General features: G+C 63.6%; 12 protein-coding genes and 2 pseudogenes. 10 read left to right on the top strand and 4 right to left on the bottom strand.

Translation table 11 applies throughout. The features are described from left to right. The first annotated feature begins 7 nt into the window (after positions 1–7). Positions 8–415: a lasso peptide biosynthesis B2 protein gene (locus tag EAH76_RS23860; RefSeq protein WP_161988954.1), complete on the top strand. Its 408-nt coding sequence runs from the start codon at positions 8–10 to the stop codon at positions 413–415. After that, the gene (locus tag EAH76_RS03040; RefSeq protein WP_140847906.1) at positions 412–2,157 is read left to right on the top strand and encodes an asparagine synthase-related protein; all 1,746 of its coding nucleotides are present in this window, start codon (positions 412–414) and stop codon (positions 2,155–2,157) included. Before EAH76_RS23860 ends, EAH76_RS03040 begins: the two co-directional genes overlap by 4 nt. A gap of 50 nt (positions 2,158–2,207) precedes the next feature. On the opposite strand, the gene EAH76_RS03035 is transcribed toward EAH76_RS03040, so the two are convergent. Further along, the gene (locus tag EAH76_RS03035; RefSeq protein ID WP_241659526.1) at positions 2,208–4,274 is read right to left on the bottom strand and encodes an Atxe2 family lasso peptide isopeptidase; all 2,067 of its coding nucleotides are present in this window, start codon (positions 4,272–4,274) and stop codon (positions 2,208–2,210) included. Between the two features lie 44 nt (positions 4,275–4,318). Beyond that, on the bottom strand, positions 4,319–6,916 hold the full coding sequence (locus EAH76_RS03030; RefSeq protein ID WP_161988953.1) for a TonB-dependent receptor: 2,598 nt from the start codon (positions 6,914–6,916) through the stop codon (positions 4,319–4,321). Between the two features lie 663 nt (positions 6,917–7,579). Between EAH76_RS03030 and EAH76_RS03025 the strand changes: the two genes are divergently transcribed. From EAH76_RS03025 to EAH76_RS03005, 5 genes and pseudogenes are all read left to right on the top strand, one after another. Continuing rightward, entirely contained in the window at positions 7,580–7,906 is a 327-nt protein-coding gene (locus EAH76_RS03025) for an Arm DNA-binding domain-containing protein (RefSeq protein ID WP_140847897.1), read from the top strand. Between the two features lie 166 nt (positions 7,907–8,072). Then, a pseudogene (locus EAH76_RS03020) lies at positions 8,073–8,447 on the top strand (tyrosine-type recombinase/integrase); the annotation flags it as partial. Positions 8,448–8,552: 105 nt separating this feature from the next. Continuing rightward, on the top strand, positions 8,553–8,678 hold the full coding sequence (locus EAH76_RS24710; RefSeq protein WP_277754246.1) for a hypothetical protein: 126 nt from the start codon (positions 8,553–8,555) through the stop codon (positions 8,676–8,678). A gap of 25 nt (positions 8,679–8,703) precedes the next feature. Continuing rightward, positions 8,704–9,461, top strand: a protein-coding gene (locus EAH76_RS03010) for an IS5 family transposase (RefSeq protein WP_140847889.1) whose coding sequence is annotated in 2 segments (ribosomal slippage) — positions 8,704–9,037 and positions 9,037–9,461 — 759 coding nt in all. Because the reading frame shifts where the segments join, the coding sequence is not laid out codon by codon here. 335 nt (positions 9,462–9,796) lie between these two features. Continuing rightward, positions 9,797–10,255, top strand: a pseudogene (locus EAH76_RS03005) (IS3 family transposase); the annotation flags it as partial. A gap of 468 nt (positions 10,256–10,723) precedes the next feature. Here the strand turns inward: EAH76_RS03005 and rtcR are convergent. Next, the gene (gene rtcR, locus EAH76_RS02995) at positions 10,724–12,307 is read right to left on the bottom strand and encodes an RNA repair transcriptional activator RtcR (RefSeq protein ID WP_140847880.1); all 1,584 of its coding nucleotides are present in this window, start codon (positions 12,305–12,307) and stop codon (positions 10,724–10,726) included. A 267-nt stretch (positions 12,308–12,574) separates the two neighbouring features. Between rtcR and EAH76_RS02990 the strand changes: the two genes are divergently transcribed. The 3 genes from EAH76_RS02990 to rtcA all read left to right on the top strand — a co-directional run bounded on the left by EAH76_RS02990 (position 12,575) and on the right by rtcA (position 17,087). Beyond that, the gene (locus tag EAH76_RS02990) at positions 12,575–14,122 is read left to right on the top strand and encodes a vWA domain-containing protein (RefSeq protein WP_140847876.1); all 1,548 of its coding nucleotides are present in this window, start codon (positions 12,575–12,577) and stop codon (positions 14,120–14,122) included. 690 nt (positions 14,123–14,812) lie between these two features. Continuing rightward, positions 14,813–16,039, top strand: coding sequence for an RtcB family protein (locus tag EAH76_RS02980; RefSeq protein WP_140847871.1), 1,227 nt, complete (start codon positions 14,813–14,815; stop codon positions 16,037–16,039). A gap of 34 nt (positions 16,040–16,073) precedes the next feature. Beyond that, positions 16,074–17,087 carry an RNA 3'-terminal phosphate cyclase gene (rtcA, locus tag EAH76_RS02975; RefSeq protein ID WP_140847868.1) on the top strand — a complete coding sequence of 338 codons (1,014 nt, stop codon included), beginning with the start codon at positions 16,074–16,076 and terminating at the stop codon, positions 17,085–17,087. A 525-nt stretch (positions 17,088–17,612) separates the two neighbouring features. Here rtcA and EAH76_RS02970 read toward each other — a convergent pair. Beyond that, the gene (locus tag EAH76_RS02970) at positions 17,613–17,951 is read right to left on the bottom strand and encodes a hypothetical protein (protein ID WP_241659525.1); all 339 of its coding nucleotides are present in this window, start codon (positions 17,949–17,951) and stop codon (positions 17,613–17,615) included.

The raw sequence follows: 17,951 nt of genomic DNA, 5'->3' as shown, positions 1-17,951 counted from the left end.
GCGCGACTTGGCGATCGTCGATGGCACCAGCCTGTCGATCCCCGATCTTTTCGCCGCCGTTGCCGGACAGTTTCGCGCCCGTCGCGCCTTGAAGCGCAGGCCCCTTGCGCAAATCATCGCGTCTCTCGCAGTGCATCAGGGCGCGGGAACCTTGCCAAAGGACGAAGTCCGCCTGCGGCGGATCGCGCGGGCCTTCGTGACAAGTGCCTTGTTCATGCGCGCTGCCGACCAGTGCCTGCCGCGCGCAATCGCGGCGCAGCAGCGCTGTCGCCACGATGGGGTGGATAGCGCGCTGCTCTTCGGCGTCCGCCTCCATCCCTTTGCCGCGCATAGCTGGGTCCAAGCCGGGAACGCGGTGGTCGTCGGCGATCTTGAGGTGGTGCGACTCTATACGCCCATCCTGGTGGTCCGATGAAGCCGCGCTACCTGCTGCTCGTCTCACAGGGTGAGGATCTCGCGGCTCGCGCGGCCCGCATCGCGACCGCAACGGAGCTGCGGGTCTGCCACCGGACGCCGCGCATCGCGGTGCTGGCGAACGAAGACTGCAGCTGTCTTGCGATCGATACGGACCATCTGGTGGTCGGCACGCTGTTTCACCGATATGGACCGCCCCGCGCGATTGCCGCGTTCGATGATACCGAACGCAGCGCCTTGCTAGGCGGTGGCGCAGGGGCGCTGCTGGCGTCCTATTGGGGCGGGTATATCAGCCTGTCCGTGCGCGGCGACGCCGTTGAGATCCTGCGAGATCCATCGGGGGCGCTTCCCTGCTATCGGACAGCGGCCGGCGGCATCGCCCTTTTCGCGTCCGACATGGAACTCCTGTCGGCGGGCGGCGCAGTGCATGCCGGAGTCGGCTGGGATGCGCTGGGCCGCATGCTCTTTTCGAGCGGCCTTCCCTCGCGCGAGACAGCGCTTGTCGGCATCGGCATGATATTGGCCGGGACGACGTTGGTGATCGAAGGACACCGGGACGAAACGGTGACGAGTTGGTCGCCGTGGGACTTTGCCGAACCAGCCGGCGAGGATCGCGCGGCGGCGAGCGAGCGGCTGCGCCACGCCATCGATCAAGCCGTGGGGGCATGGACGTCGCGCTATCGGCATCCCTTGCTGAGCGTGTCCGGCGGCCTCGACTCGTCGATCGTCGCGGCCTGCCTCGCGCGATCGACGGGAGGGCGATCCGGGACAGCGGCGTCGTGCATCACGCTCTACACTGATGATCCGGCGGGGGATGAGCGCGGATATGCGCGGCAAGTGTGCGCACCCCTCGATCTCCCGCTCGCCGAATGCCGCTATACGCTCGACGCCGTCGATCTCAACCGTGCATTGGGTGCACACCTCCCGCGTCCGGCCGGACGGGTGGAAGCCCAGCCTTATGAGGTAGCACACCGCGCGATTGCCGCGCAGGTGGGGGCCGATGCCTTCTTCACCGGCAATGGCGGCGACAATGTCTTCAACTATTCGCAATCCGCTGCGGCATTGGCCGACCGGGCGTTGCACGAGGGGCCTGGGGCTGGCGCGTTCGCAACCCTTCGCGACATCTGCCGCCAGACGGGGGCCGGGCCGCTCCGCGTGACGCGCGCGGCGATGCGCGTTGCTCGCGCGGCTTCCGGCTATCGCTGGAGAGCGAGTCCGGCCTTCCTGCATCCCGAGCTTATTGCGTCGTTGCAGGGACTCGCCTTTGCGCATCCGTGGCTTGAGGCCCCACCCGGGGCGCTTCCTGGAAAGGCGGCGCACATCGCCGGACTGCTGCGGGCGCAGGTGACGCTTGAACCCGATCGCAGCCGCGTTGCTCCCGTCGTCCATCCGCTTCTGTCGCAACCCGTCGTCGAGACGTGCCTGTCTATCCCGAGTTGGCAGTGGCGGAGCGGTGGGCGGGACCGCGCGGTAGCGCGCGACGCCTTCGCCGATCGGCTGCCGCAAGCGATCCTTGACCGCAAGGGCAAGGGGACGCCCGACCCGTTTTGCGGCGAGATCGTCGCGCGCAAGCGCGGGGAGTTGCGCGCGCGGCTGCTGGACGGACAACTTGCCGCACAAGGACTGCTTGACCAACACGCGATCGAGGAGACGCTCCGGCCAGAACGTCCGACGACCGGCGAGGAGAATGTGCGCCTGCTCGAGCTCGCCAATGTCGAGGCATGGCTATCCTCCTGGCCATAGCAGCCGCGTGCAGACCGCGCCGCAACGGCGCGGCCTATCTGGCGCGGCCGTCATCGTTTCGACGCCAACCGGGTGGAAACATCGAAGCAGGCGGGGCACTCGCGCCGTAGCGCCTCCCAATGCGCGACTTCCGAGGCGCGATTGGTAGCCTTCGCACCGTTCAGCCAATAGTCGAACCAATCGATCGAGCGGGCGTAGACAGCCAGCCGGTGAGCCGGCTGCCATTTGACGTGATGCTCGTCTGGAAAAACGTATAGGTCGATCGGGCGCCGCTGCTCGCGGAGCACCGTGAAACTCTGGAGCGCGCCCCACATTTCATCATCGGGCACCTGCGCCAGGATCGGTGCGGTTATCGTCCTGGCGTTGGGGGAGATGGCGATCTGCCGCCAAAAGGCCTTGGCCGCAGCGCTCTCGTCGGTCGTCCCGGGGTAGCCCATGGTCGCGAACTGCTTTGCAGCGCCCGGGCCGACGCGGACTGGCATGCTGGTATCCCAGCAGCAGTTGCTTATCGCATAGGCCGAGAACAGGTTGCTATGGAGCAGTGCGAACTGCACCGAGGAGGCGCCGTCGCTAAGACCCGTAAGGCCGATCCGCTGCGGGTCCGCGATGCCGCGGGCGATCAGCAGACGGACGGGCGTCTCGATTGCCTCGAGCACGCTGCGGCGGTCGGCAAAGTCCTTGAGGTTGATCCGGTCGGCCTCGACATAGTCGGGCGCGGCCTTCATCCCGACCGGCACTGGCTTGTCGATGCTTAGCACCGCGAAGCCACGATTGGCGAAGGCCTGGATCGGATAGTCGTCGCCGGTACCGCCGCGCAGGAAGCCCCGCGAGCTGTATTGGACGACCACGAGCGGATAGTTCTTGCCTCGCACATAGCCGATCGGAAGGACAAGATCTGCGAAAGACGGAAGCCCGAAACTGTTGGTTGAGTGCAGGCGTTCGACGCGGCCCAAGGTCAGGCTGGTAAATTCGGGGTTCGGATCGAACACGATGGTCCGCTTGCCGCTCGCCGGATCGAGCCGCTCGAGCCGGCGAGGCTGACGCGCGCCCTCGCGCAGGCAATCGATCCTATAACCGGAGGGAACGCAGCCAATCAGCACATCATCGGTACGGTATAGCCGGTGCACGCCGCCGGTGCCTGGCGTCCACTGATAGATGGCGGTCTCGCTATTCTTCCACCCTTCGTAACGCAGAAAATTGACCTTGCGGCTGGTCCACCACGGGTAGCGCGCGTCGGCGCATTCGGCCGCATCACACGATATGACGTGTCCCGGTTTCCGGATGGCAAGTCGGCCGCGCGAGGGATAGGAGGTCTTGGCGGACACCTGCACCATGGCGGTGGCACCGCCGGGGCCGACGGCCTCTACCCATTGCCCTTCCTGCATCGACGTCACGTCCAGCCGCGCGGTCTCGTTCGGCGTGGCCGCGCGTACCCGCCTGCTCTGCAGGTCGATAACCCATGCAGCTCGCGCCACTGGTGCTGGCGTGAACGGGCGAGTGCTGGTGGTGGGCGAGAAGCGATCGTCGTAGTGGAATCCCGAGCGGCCCTCTTGGTCTATCGAGACCTTTGCTTCGCGAAGACCCGGCCGCGTCGCATAGACGATTGCCGATCCGTCGGCCGTAAAGCGGAAGTCATCGATGTTATCGGCGCTGTCCGTGATCGCCTCACTTCCGCTGCCATCCACTCGGGCTCGCCACAGCTGCACGGCGCCCTCGTCCCGGCGACGGTAGACGATCCAGCGACCGTCGGGCGACCAGCGTGGCGTGATCGTGTCGGCGACGCCGCTTGGGAAATCTGCCATGCCACGCAGGTCGAAGCGGAAGCGAAGGAAGTCGCCGCCACGGTCAACCACCTGTATTTTTCCCCTAGGGCGGAGCTCGACCACAAGCATCGCCACGCAGAAGCTGTTGGTTGCGGGGTCACCACGGCGAAGCTGGAAGGCCGCTTGATGACCGTCCGGTGACACCGTGAACAAGCCGCCATATTGCTGGGTTGGATCGACCGGCCCGATGTCGCGCAGGCGGACGAGATCCATCGGCACGAGCGCGTGCATAGGTTGCGACAACTCGCCCGCAGCCGGTACGAGATCGGCGCAGTCGGTCGCGGCCCTAGCCATGCCAGGCAGTATGAGTGCGGCAGCGGCAACCACCATGCGAAGGGTCACCATTGTTTGGTCACCGAGAAGCTTACGAAGCGGCCTACCGGCGACTGGTTGGTCGAATCGAAAGCAACATACGATGGATCAGATACGCGGATCGGATCGGGCTCCTCGTTGAGCAGGTTCTGCACCGAAAGCCGGAATTCGATATCACGAAGCAGCCCCTTGCCCGCCGCCGGATGGAATGCGGCGCTCAGGTCGAGCGTCGTGAACGCACCGATCCGGGTCGCCACCGGGAAGCGCGTGTCAAGGTTGCTGCCAGCATAATTGAGCGATGTCGATACCTGCAGCATCGATGTTTCCAAGCTGGCCGACCCGCGCGCGCGGAACTTCGACGGTGTGAAAAGGATACCTGACGTTGCCTGCGAGGGGAGGCTGGCTGCCACTTGGCGTGCCGAGTCGAGATAGCTGGCGCTTGCGGCCAGTTGGAGCCTGCTGTCGCGCGCCAGTTGCGCGCCATATTCGATCGTCAGGTCGACGCCGCGGATATGCTCGTGTGCCGTGTTGCGCAGGCTCGAGTCGATGACCGCCACGACCTTGGCTGGATCATAGGGCTGGCCGCTCTGGTTCGCGAGCCCGGTGTCCGAGGTCGCAATCAGGGTTTGCAACGCGCTCGACGTGGGCGAGAGCTGGACGAAGCTCGCGACAGCCGGGTTGGTGAGGGCGGACAGGACGCTGTTGATGGGGGATGCGATCCGGCCGCGATAATCGATGTCGAACCAGCTGGCTTCGACACGAAGTCCGTCGAGAAAGTGCGGCTTGATCTCCACCGACAGCGTCGAACTGGTTGCGCGCTCGGCACGCAGGTCGGGATTGCCGCCCCCGATCAGAAGCACGGTCGAGCCAGTAGGCAGCGCGGGTACGGGCTGGGGCGCGAACAGCGCGGCGCTGAGCAGTACCGCCTGGCGGGCCTGGTTGACTTGGTTCAGCGTTGGGATCTTGAACGAACGCCCCCAGCTGTATTTCAAGGTGATGTCGGGATGCGGCGCATAGACCAGCCCGAGCTTTGGCGTTGCGACCTCGTCGATGCCGGTGTAGCGCTCGTAGCGAACCGCAGCGCTCAGGCGCAGCGCATCGACCAGCGGCAGCCGATTGGCGGGGCCGATGAGCGGGAGCGATAGCTCACCATAGCCGAACACGCTCTGCCGTCGTTCGCTCGCATTGCGGCTGACGGTCGTGATGCCGCCTGTGGTAGACCGCACGTCGAAGTCGAGCCGGAAGCGGCGATAACCGCCGCCGAGCGCTAGGCGTGCATCGCCACCAGGGAGGCGAATGAGCGGCCCCTCGGCGCTTGCCTCGAGGTTGGTGAGGTAATCGTCATAGGTCGATTCCCCTACAAGCAGCGCACCGCTGGTGTAGCGCCGCGCATTGACGCCGCTTGAGCTTTCGCCCTGCGTGCCCTGAAGCGTCGCTTCCCAACCCCCGCCCGGCCGCAGATGGAGCGAAGGCGTGATCGTATAGGAGCGCGTGACCGGCTGACTGACCTGGCCGAGAAAGGTAAGGGGCGAGGTGACCGAGAAGGCGCTATCCTTGCGGGATCGACGATCGGCGACTTGTGCATCCAGCTCGAGCCAGATGCCGTCAGCGATGTCTTGATGCCCGGCAAGAACCCCGCTCACCTGTCTGCTTCCCGTCCCGAGCATCTGTTCGGGTCGAAGGTTGCTCGTGTACGATCGCTGGTTGGCGTAGATCGGCGTTGCCTTGCTGAACTCGACCGCAGCCATGAAGCCGCCCCCCGTCCAGCGTTTGCCAACCAGGCCCGAATATTGCTGTTGGACATCGCCGCCCTGAGTTGTGCCGCCGATCCGAGCGCTGGTCAGAAGCCCGTCATAGTCGCGGCGCAATCGGAGGTTAGCGACGCCGCCGACGGCATCGGAACCGTACAGTGCCGAGGCTCCGTCAGTGATGATCTCGATCCGCTCGAGCGCCGCGAGCGGGATAGTCGAGATATCAACCCCCTGGTTGACGGCATCGTAAGGGAGGCGGTGGCCGTTGATGAGCGTCAGCGTTGCGTCAGACCCCAGCCCGCGAAGGTTCAGCGTCGTCGAGTTGTTCACATTGCTGTAGCCACCTTGGTCACCGCCGCCCACGACTCCGGGGTTTTGCCCCCCGGTGAAATTCTGGGGGATGATCCGCGAAACGCTGGCAAGGTCGGTAATGCCCTGCTCCTCCAAGCCCCGCCGCGTGAGAACGGTGACCGGCGAAGGCCCTGTCGCGCCGCGGATGCGTGTGCCGATTACCGTGATCGTCCCCCCGGCGGTGCCATCCTCCGCTGCTTGAGGACGCACCTTGACGACGAGCGCCCCCGCTTGCTCGTCCATGACGAGGTCGCTTGCGCCGAGTGCGCGCTTCACTGCCTGCTCGATCGTCAAACTGCCCCGGACAGCTGGCGATTTCCTGCCACGCACCTGATCGTCGGCGAACAAGATCTCCCGACCAGCTTTGCGGGCGATTGCACGTAGCGTCGTCGCAAGCGGCTGCGCCGGCAGATCGAACGCCATCGGCGCGGATTGCGCGCAGGCCGGCGAGACGATCAGGCACGCTTGTAGAGCGGTCGCCGCAAGCAGCGCAGCGCAATATGTTCTTCTCAAGCTCGTCATCATTCCCTCCCATCGCCGGATGTTCCGGCGTTGGATGGTTGACGCAGCACACAGCGAACTACGGGGCCGAGCGTGAAAATAATTTCAATGCGCGGGCTGGGGGCTTGATGGTCCCTGATTTCACGCCTGTTCGGCTCGCCCTCGTCGAGGAGGGCATGTACGGCCCGGTCATAGGTGCCCTCGGCCTCGCCAGTCCGCGCTTGCGCAAGCATGAGGTCGATGACCTTGCGATCGTGCTCCTTACCTCTCACTCGGCCTTTTCATGATGGTCGAGAGGGTCGCGAGAAAGCCATGCGGCAAATGGTGACCGGGATAGCTGGCACGATTGAGCAGACGGCCTAAAACGGTCCTTGTTGACGGCAGGAGCGTACCGCCTTTGACGTATATCACGGTTGCGTTCCGGGGTGTGGCTGATATTGTGACCTTCAGCGATCGAACGATGAAAATCGTGTTGTGAAGTCAGCTGCTTAGGTAACCGTTGAGTTTCCTCTTCCGGCACCATTTTCAGTCCGCGGACGCCCATCGGCGTCCGCCAAGTGACTGGGAAACAAACTATTTGCTGATATCTTGTCCGATCAGGTTCGGGTGGGTTCGCCCATATACCAACAGCTTTGATGGTATATTTCGGCGCTATTTCCACCCGTTTTTGGATGGAGATACCTCATGGCTCTTACCGCACTTGCGATACGGAATGCCAAACCGCGGGCAAAGCCGCACAAGCTTGCCGACGCGCACTCGCTCTACCTGTTGATCACGCCGAGCGGCGCCAAATATTGGCGGCTGGGCTACCGCTTTCTCGACAAGCAGAAGACGCTGGCACTGGGCGTGTGGCCGGACGTCGGCCTTGCTGAAGCACGGGACAAGCGGGATGCCGCCCGCAAATTGATAGCCGACAGCGTCGATCCGTTGATCGAGACGAGACGTAGAAAGCTGTGTGCGCAGATCGACGCCACCATCTTTCAAGGGTGTCGCCGAGGAATGGTTTCTTAAGATCACCCGTGAGGGATGGGCCGAAGTTGTACTGGAGAAGGTGCGCTAGCTGCTCGAAATGGCCTATCCCTTTCTGAGCGATCTACCGCTCGTCGAGATCGAGGTACCCGAGGTGCTCGCTGTGCTCCGGACGATCGAGGCGACAGGTCGTTAGGAAAGCGCAAGGCGAATGCGTAGCGTCGTGAGCCGCGTCTTCCGTTATGGCATCGCCACCGGGCGAGCGAAGCGCGATGTTGCGACCGATCTGCGCAGGGCGATCGTCGTCCCGAAGACCAAACATCACGCGGCGATCATCTGCCCGAAGAAGTTCTGCGTGCTCCTGCGGGGTATCGAGGAGGCTCCGGAGTTCACGATCACCAAATTCGCGCTTCGCATGACACCGCATGTTTTCGTGCGTCCGGGGGGGGGGGCAGAGTGGAGCAAGTTCGATCTTGATCGAGCCGTTTGGTCGATTCCAGCGGAGAAGATGAAGATGCGCTGGCCGCATCAGATGCCACTATCGCGACAGGTGCTCGCCCGTTGGACGATCCGCGGCCGCTGACAGGATATCGCCCCTATGTCTTTACGGCGTCGCATAAGTGGAAGCGGTCGATGTCGGAGAATATTGTCACATTTTGCCCCTCGGCGAATGGGATATAGCGGGTAGGTGATGACCGCGCATGGCTTCCGCGCCACGGCCGCGACCTTGCTCAACGAGATGGGACTGTGGAATCCCGATGCGATCGAGCGTCAGCTAGGGTCAGGACCCATTGATGTGACAAGCATGATCTGATTCAGGCTTCGTGAGGAGACCTGGAATGGGCGACCTGTACTGGCTGACGGACGAGCAGATGGCGCGGCTGCGGCCGTACTTCCCCAAGAGCCATGGCAGCCCACGAGTAGATGACCGGCGGGTGCTGAGCGGCATCGTTTTCGTCAATCGCAACGGCTTGCGCTGGTGCGATGCGCCCAAGGACTATGGTCCGCACAAGACGCTCTACAATCGCTGGAAGCGCTGGGGCGATATGGGTATCTTTCTCCGCATGGTGGAAGGATTGGCGGCCGAGGGGGGCGATCCGAAAACCGTCATGATCGATGCGAGCTATTTGAAGGCGCACCGCACGGCATCGAGCCTGCGGGTTAAAAGGGGGCTCTCGGGCGGCTGATCGGACGCACCAAAGGCGGCGTGAACACCAAGCTTCACGCCGCCACCGATGCAAACGGCCGCCCCTTGAGCTTCTTCAAGACCGCTGGCCAGGTCAGCGATTACACCGGTGCAGCCGCGTTGCTCGACGATCTGCCCAAGGCGCAGTGGCTGCTCGGCGACCGCGGCTACGACGCCGACTGGTTCAGGGACGCTTTGCAGGCAAAGGGCATTCAGCCCTGCATCCCAGGTCGCAAGTCTCGGCTCGTGCCCGTCACCTACGACAAGCGCCGATACCGACGTCGCAGTCGCATCGAGATCATGTTCGGCCGCCTGAAGGACTGGCGCCGCGTCGCCACCCGCTACGACCGGTGTCCAACAGCCCTCTTCTCCGCCATCGCACTCGCAGCCACCGTCATCTTCTGGCTTTGATCAATGAGTCCTGACCCTGACTCCATAAATCCATATAATCAGGCGAAAGTGTGAAGTCGCAGGCTCCGCTACTGTGCGTGCACGCCGCGCGACGAAATGCTCAAGATTGCTGTGCTGTGGCCTGAGGCGTTTTTTGCGACACCGCCCCTATCGCGAAAAAACGATCACGGTTCGTAAAAACCTCTCACATCTCCCGGGTATTGCGAAACTCATTCTCATCCGGATCCTCTTTCGCCGCCGTGCGACCCGCGCGAACAGAACGCTACCCCCGACGTCTGGCGAGGAACCGTGGGCACCAACGGCCATTTATCCGTTGCGAGTCAGATGATCACGACGCGGGTCTGAAGGACCTGCTGTCAAAGAAATGGTTACGCCTGCCGCACAGCGGGAAGCGGTCGCTCATCTCCAGACGGCGCTGGGGATGAGCGAGCGGCGGGCGTGTGCTGTCGTTGGAGCGGATCGCAAAAGCATGCGGTATCGTTCGTGGTGGGGAGATGATGGCGACCTACGGTCGCATTTGCGCGAGTTGGCGCAGCAGCGCCGCGGTTCGGCTATCGGCGACTGCATATCCTGCTGCGGCGGGAAGGCATCGCGATCAAGCGCAAGAAGACCCGGCGGCTCTACCGCGAGGAGGTCTGACGGTGCGTCGCCGGAAGGGACGCAAGCGCGCCGTCGGCGCGCGGGCGCCAGCACTGGTGCTGGCGCTGCCCAACCAGCGCTGGGGCCTGGACTTCGTGCACGATCAGATGGCCACGGGGCGGCGGTTCCGCATCCTCAACATCTTCGACGACGTGATCCCGAGGCGCGGATTTTTCCGCCGGCACCGAGTTGAACTGAGACTTTGCCGTTGTTCGCGATGGCAGTAATGCATGGCCACCGTTGCCCGGAGTGGCGCCGACGCTACGCGGATACCGGCCGCGACCTGCAATAGATTAATAGCTGCCGCAGGGTGGGCCAAATATAGATCAATGATACGAGCGCTAACCGCAATGCGGATATGTGAATCGCGCCAGCGGGTCTGCATCCGTGCCCCTCGCAAAGATCACGGTATCAGTTGGATGGATGTCCTGCTGAGCCCAGCGATCCCAGTCGGGATGGATGAAGTCCGGTCTGCCCCAGATCCGCACGGCCGAGTGAAACTCGTCTCCACGGAATCCGACAAAGTGCAGCGCAGGATTCACCGTCATTTCCCACTCCACAGCGGCGTTCTCGGGATGCACCTTCGCAGTCGATCCGACAGAGAACATGGTTTTCGCGACTCATCAGAGATCGGACCATGAGACGTCGAAGCGCGCCAGATATTTGCGCAACCGGTCCGCGTCATTGGAGGATGCCCGGCGCGTGCGGGATGCCGCGAACAACGTGCGTCCCGCTTCGGAGAGCGACCGGCTCTTTCGACAGGTGTCGAGCACATGCGCCAGCTGTACGCGATCGAACGGATCGAGCGTCTCGAGCTGTTCGGCCGAAAGGATCGCGGCGAGATCATTGTCGGTCGCGTCGCCTTGCACCCAGGCGCGCTTCAGCCGCGCGATCTCCGCCTCGACGCCGTCCAGGTCGATCCGCCCCTTCGGGCTGAGGGTCGCCATCCGTGTCACGCTGGACGCGAGGTCGCGGAAGTTGCCATGCCATTCGGCGTCAGGCGCGCAGGCGAAGGCGAGGAAGCGGTCACGTGCCTCCTTGTTGAATGTGACCCGCGTGCTTTCGCGCTCGGCGAAGCGGTCCAGTTCATAATCGAGATTGGGGGCGATATCTTCGCGACGGTCACGGAGGCCCGGAAGGGTGAAGGTCCACAGATTAAGCCGGGCATAGAGATCATCGCGGAACGTGCCTTGCCGAACACACTGGCCAAGATCGCGATTGGTGCCGGCGATCAGCTGAAAATCGCTTGCTGCCTCTTTGTCGGCGCCGACTGGGAGGAAGCGCTTGTCCTCGATCGCGCGCAGGATCGTCGCCTGTTCGTCAAGTCCGAGTTCGCCGATCTCGTCGAGGAACAGCGTGCCGGTATCGGCGGTGCGCAGCAAGCCCGGTCGGTCGGTCGCCGCGCCGGTGAACGCCCCCTTCTTGTGCCCGAAGAGCGCCGACATCGCGCCATCGCCCTTGAGCGTCGCGCAATTCACTTCTACGAATGGCCCCCGCACCTGATGCTTGAGCCGCTTGAGTTCGTAGATCCGCCGCGCCAGTTGGCTCTTGCCCGCGCCGGTCGGCCCCATCAGCAACACCGGCGCCTTGGAGCGCACCGCGACCTGCTCGATATCGTCGATCATTCGGTTGAAGGCCGGGTTGCGCGTATCGATTCCGGATTTCAGGAAAGAGGTACTCTCGGCGGCGACCGCGGCAAAGCGCGTTGCGATGCTGTCATAGCGCGACAGATCAAGGTCGATGATGTCCCAGCTGCCAGGTGCGCTCGACGGAGACCCGCGTTGCGGCTGGGTCTGAATCAGCCGACCGGGCAGGTAATGCGCTTCGGTCAGCAGGAAGAGGCAGATCTGCGCCACGTGCGTGCCGGTGGTGATGTGTACGAGATAATCCTCGGCATCCGGATCGAATGGATAGGCGCGCGCGAAGTCCAGCAGCTTGCCGTACACCTCTTCGAAATCCCAGGCATTGGCGAAGTCGATCACGCGCCGATCGACCTGTGTCTCCGGCGAAATCGAGGTGATGTCGTCCGCGACATATTCGGCGAGCCGCCCGTGTGACGTGCCGTGCAGTAGCACGAAGCGGTCTATCCGAAGATCCTCATGCATGCACAGGCCAACCGATGGCCGCCACTTATTCCAGCGTGACGGACCGAATTTCCCCGAGTCTAGCGTGGATCCAAGAAATCCGATGGCGACGAGTGGCTTCATGGTGATCCCGTGGGATAAAATCCTATCCCACGCGATATGATATCAATGCCTTTCCTGCAATCGATCTATTTGCGCTCGGGATAATGATCTCTGAAATAAATCAGCAAATACATATGGCTACCGGTATTTCAGGTTTGATCAGGTTGAACTGGCACGCGGATTGCAAGGAATGAAACGTCCCGCTGGTGCTCGAACATGGCCAGCGGGACGGCGCGGCAGGGGTGATCGGAATGGGCCGGTCACCCCGGAACCGCAAAGGGATTTGAGATGGCAAACAAGAGCCTCTTCGCAGCGGCGATCGCCAAGCTGCTGCCGGCGACCGACAGCGTGAACCGCGAATTCGCGCCGGCCTATGCGTATGGCCCGCAGGCCCGGCTTGCGCAGCTGGCGGCAACGGGAACGCTGTCGGAAAGCGTCTACGCATCGGCCGAGACGCATCTCGCTGAGACGATCGAAGCCGCCAAGGCGGTCGATCCGCTCTTCGTCGCCAAGACGGCAATCTATGCCCGCGAGGCCGGAACGATGAAGGATATGCCGGCCTTGCTCTGTGCCTATCTGTCGCTGGCCGATCCCGACCTCGCGGTCGTGGTGTTCGGGCGCGTGATCGACACCGGCCGCATGCTGCGCACCTTCGTGCAGATCATGCGATCGGGTCAGGTCGGGCGGACGTCGCTCGGCACGCGGCCGAAGCGGCTGGTGCAGACCTGGCTGGAGACCGCGTCGATGCGTGACTTGATGGCGGCTGCAACGGGCAACGACCCGTCGCTCGCCGACATCGTGCGGATGGTGCGCCCGAAGCCGGCGACGGACGAGCGGCGCGCTTTCTACGGCTGGCTGATCGGAAAACCGTACGATGTTGCGGCGCTTCCAGTCGAGATCGCGGCGTTCGAGGCGTGGAAGCGCGATCCCGCGGGTGCGCTGCCGCCGGTGCCGTTCGAATGGCTCACCGCGTTTCCGCTGACGGCGGAACAGTGGGGCGAGCTGGCGCGCAGCATGGGCTGGCAGGCGCTGCGGATGAACCTCAACACGCTCGCGCGCAACGCCGCGTTCGATGTGTCGGGAGTTACCGATGCGGTCGCCGCGCGCCTGTCGGACTCGGCGGCGATCGGCAAGGCGCGTGTGCTGCCGTACCAGTTGATGGTGGCGCTGGGGTCGGCCGGTGAGGGCGTGCCGCTCAAGGTACAGGCGGCGCTCGATACAGCGCTCGAGGCTTCGGTCCTCACCGTGCCGAGCGTGGCGGGACGGGTGGTCGTCTGCCCCGACATGTCGGGGTCGATGGCCTCGCCGGCGACGGGGTTCCGCAAGGGCGCCACGTCGAAGGTCAGTTGCAACGATGTCGCGGCCCTGGTCGCGTCGGCGATGCTGCGGACCAACCGCGAGGCACGCGTCCTGCCGTTCGCGGAGAAGGTCGTGAGCATCACGCTCGATCCGCATGCCCGGCTCGCGGTGAACACCGTAAAGCTGGCCGCGGTCGGCGGTGGCGGGACGAATGTCTCGGCGCCGCTGGCCAGGCTGAATGCGGAACGGGCCGCGGTCGATCTTGTCGTGATCGTCTCGGACAATCAGTCATGGGTGGATGGGGTGCAGGGCGGCGCGACGCAGACGATGCGCGAGTGGGACAAGATCGTTCGACGCAACCCGGCGGCGAAGCTGGTCTGCATCGACATCCAGCCGCACGGCACGACGCAAGCGTCGGGCCGGGCAGAGATCCTCAATGTCGGAGGTTTTTCCGACGCCGTGTTCGACACGATCGCTAAGTTCGCCCGCGGCGAAACGCGCGACTGGGTCGGCATCATCGAGCAAACGGAGGTATGAAGAATTGGCCGTGGCGAATGCCGGTGGGACTACATCCACTGCCGAGGTCCGACGAGTAAAGCGCCCGAGTACCAGAGATGGTGCGAAGGAGATGCGGGTTCGAATCCCGCCGCTGGAACGTAGCTTAAGGACCGCGTCTCGCCACCACTCGTCGCCACGGCCAGATATCATCACGGCGAATGCCGGCATGGACTACATGGTGTCGCGGGTTCGAATCCCGCCCCGTGCAAGCGGGTAGCTCAGCCTGGTAGAGCGCAACCGTCCGCCACCTCTCGTCGCCGTGACCACAAAAGAAGCTGGCAAATGCCGACGGGACTACACGGTACAGGAGGTTCGAATCCTCCCCGGAGCGATCCGGAAACGTCTCGTCATTCCTCGTTGCCAGCAACAATTATCGGCGAATGCTGGTGGGACTACAGGGAGAGCGCCTGCTTCATGCAGGAGGTCGATGGTTCAAACCCATCCCCGGGCGACCCGGTAGCTCAGCAAAAAATGTCTCGCCAATCCTCGTCGCCGATACCGACATCGCCAACACGTGGCGAATGCCGGTGGGACTACATGGTAATCTGACGGTCGCCGGTTCGAATCCGGCCGGGCTTCGGTCCGTAGCTCAGCGGTTAGAGCATCAGGACGTCCCGCCACACCTCGTCGCCACGACCACGGCGTGCAACAGTTCAACAGGAGGTCAGGATGACCGAAGCCAATTTCGAATTTCAGCCCGTCGAGGGCGGCGTACCGATCAAGATGTGGACCCGCGGGGTCGCGGTTGACGACAAGGCGCGCGCGCAGCTGATGCGCGCGGCGCAGATGCCGTTCGTGTTCAAGCACGTCGCGGTGATGCCAGACGTCCATGTCGGCATCGGCGCGACGATCGGCTCGGTCATCCCGACGAAGGGTGCGGTGATCCCGGCGGCGGTTGGCGTCGACATCGGCTGCGGCATGATGGCGGCGCGCACCTCGCTCACTGCAAGCGATCTTCCCGACAATCTTGAAGGCGTCCGCGCCGCGATCGAACGCGCGGTGCCGGTCGGGCGGTCGGTGGGCCGCGGCAAACGCGACACCGGCTCGTGGGGTGATCCGCCCGCCGCGATCGTCGACGCATGGGCGACACTGGCGACGCGCTTCGGGCAGATCGTCGCGAAATATCCAAAGCTCGCCAAGTCGAACAACCTCGTCCACCTGGGCACGCTCGGCACCGGCAACCACTTCATCGAAGTGTGCCTCGATACCGAGCAGCGGGTGTGGGTGATGCTGCATTCGGGCTCACGCGGCGTGGGCAACGCGATCGGCACGTTCTTCATCGAACTGGCCAAGCAGGACATGCGCAAGTGGTTCGTCAACCTGCCCGACGAGGACCTCGCCTATTTCCCGGAAGGGACCGAGCATTTCGACGATTATGTCGAAGCGGTTGGCTGGGCGCAGGACTATGCAGCGCTCAACCGGCGGATGATGATGACCAACGTCATCGCCGCAATGCGCCGCGTAATCACCAAGCCGTTCGAAGCGGAGCTGGAGGCGATCAACTGCCATCACAACTACGTCACGCGCGAGAACCATTTCGGCCAGAACGTGCTCGTCACCCGCAAGGGCGCGGTGCGCGCAGCGAAGGGCGTGATGGGGATCATCCCAGGCTCAATGGGGGCCAAGTCGTATCTCGTACGAGGCCTCGGCAATGCGGAGTCGTTCGACAGCTGCAGCCATGGTGCCGGGCGTGTGATGTCGCGCACCGAGGCAAAGCGCGAGGTCACGGTGGCGGAACATGTCGCCGCGACCGAGGGCGTCGCCTGTCGCAAGGATGAAGGCGTGATCGACGAAAGTCCGCGCGCGTACAAGCCGATCGAAGCCGTGATGGCGGCACAGGCCGATCTCGTCGAGATCGCCCATACGTTGAAGCAGGTGGTGTGCGTGAAGGGGTAGACCTTCACGCTGCCATCCCCCGAGAAAGAAGACCATGATCATCATCGACGGATCGGAAGGCGAAGGTGGCGGACAGGTCGTGCGCAACGCGTGCGCGCTGTCGCTCGTCACCGGCCAGCCCTTCCACATCACCAATGCGCGCGGCAAGCGCGAGAAGCCGGGGCTGATGCGTCAGCACGTCACCGCGGTCGAAGCCGCGTGCGCGATCGGCGGCGCGATGTGCGAAGGCCTGAGCGTCGGGTCGTCCGATCTGACGTTCCGCCCTGGCCCGGTGACGCCGGGCGAGTACCGCTTCGCGGTCGGCACCGCGGGATCGACGGGTCTGGTGTTGCAGACCGTGTTGATGCCCCTGATCCTCGCCGGCGCGCCCTCCCGGCTGGTACTCGAAGGGGGCACGCACAACATGCTCGCACCGCCCTTCGACTTTATCGCGAAAAGCTTCCTGCCGGTCATCAACCGGATGGGGCCGCGCGTCACTGCGCGGCTGATACGGCATGGCTTCTATCCGCGCGGCGGCGGCCGGATCGAGATCGATATCGAGCCGGCTGAGCTGACCGCGATCAACTGTGTCGATCGCGGCGCGCTGATCGGCCGCTCAGCCACTGCGCTATATGCCGGCCTGCCGCTCGATGTCGCAGAGCGCGAGATCAAGACCACTCGTGGGCTCTTGGATTGGCCTGAGGATGCCTTTTCGATCCGTGAGCTGCCGGAAGAGCAAGGCCCCGGCAACATCGTGTTGCTCGAGGCAGCTTACGAACATGTCACCGAAGTGGTGAGCGGCTTTGGTAAGCTCGGCGTTTCGGCCGAGCATGTCGCAAAGACCGCCGCCGCGCGGATGGCTGGCTATCTCGCGTCGGATGCCTTTGCCGGACCGTATCTCGCGGACCAGTTGCTCTTGCCGTTCGCACTCGCGGGCGGCGGCAGCTTCACAACGGTCAAGCCGAGCCAGCACAGCCTGACAGCCAGGGTAATCATCGAGGCATTTCTCGGTCGGCGGTGTAGCTTCCTCCAGCTGCCAACAGGTACACACCGCGTGGAGATCCGCTGAGCCTAGATAAGCGCTGCAAAACTTCGTGTGTGTCGAGCCAGGCGAGCGTTGCGGGCATATGGCCCCTCCACCGGCTATGCTCACACCATATCAATGTGTACATTCCCAGGTGCATCGGCCTCGGCGCACAGCAAGGTCACACCGACGCGGTCATCGTCGGTTGATAGCAAAGGTGTGGTGCCCTCGTCGTACGCGTTTTGGGCTCGCGCCGTGCGTGAGCAACCGCTGCGTAAGTTGAGGAGAGGCGCAACCCATCAGCGCCGTCCAGCAAGACTGTTGAGAGCTTCCGACGGAACACCCAACAGACCCACAGTCGGTCCCTCATTGGCTTATCTGCGCATCCCGAAAGCGGGCTACGTTCATCCGCCGCGAGAGCGCTCGTCGGCTTGGCAAACGGTCAGGCTCGACGGCAACAATTGGTGGAGAGCCGTCGACCCGCTTTCGGACAAGCGAATGCGAATAGCTCACGCAGCCGAGCGCTGCCAACTTTCGCGCTGCGCTGGAGCGGAGTGCTTGAAGGTCGAATTATTTGAAACCAAGTTTCAGAGTAATACCAACAGAGCCTTTCGGACCACCGCCCGTCATTGTGGCGGTGTCCGATAAGCGTCTTTCGAAAAGTCCGGTCGAATGGGTCACCCGCTCAAACCGGGGATCGAGCCGCTCGAGGCGTTGGCTGTTGCGTCGGTTCGTTCGACCACAAACGACGATATCATTCGGGTCATCATTTGGCGCGCAAGCCGCTTGTGTCACAGAGAGACGTGTCGGCAACTGCTGCGCACCTGCTGGCACGGGAACCGCTACGGCGTTGGTCGAGGCCACTTGCAGCAGCGTGGTGATGAACGCCGTTATCGACATACCTGGCAT

Source organism: Sphingomonas glacialis (assembly GCF_006439055.1).
Classification (GTDB): Bacteria; Pseudomonadota; Alphaproteobacteria; order Sphingomonadales; family Sphingomonadaceae; genus Sphingomonas; species Sphingomonas glacialis_A.
The sequence above is the reverse complement of the archived record's forward strand: the minus strand, read 5'-3'. Positions and strand labels throughout refer to the sequence as shown.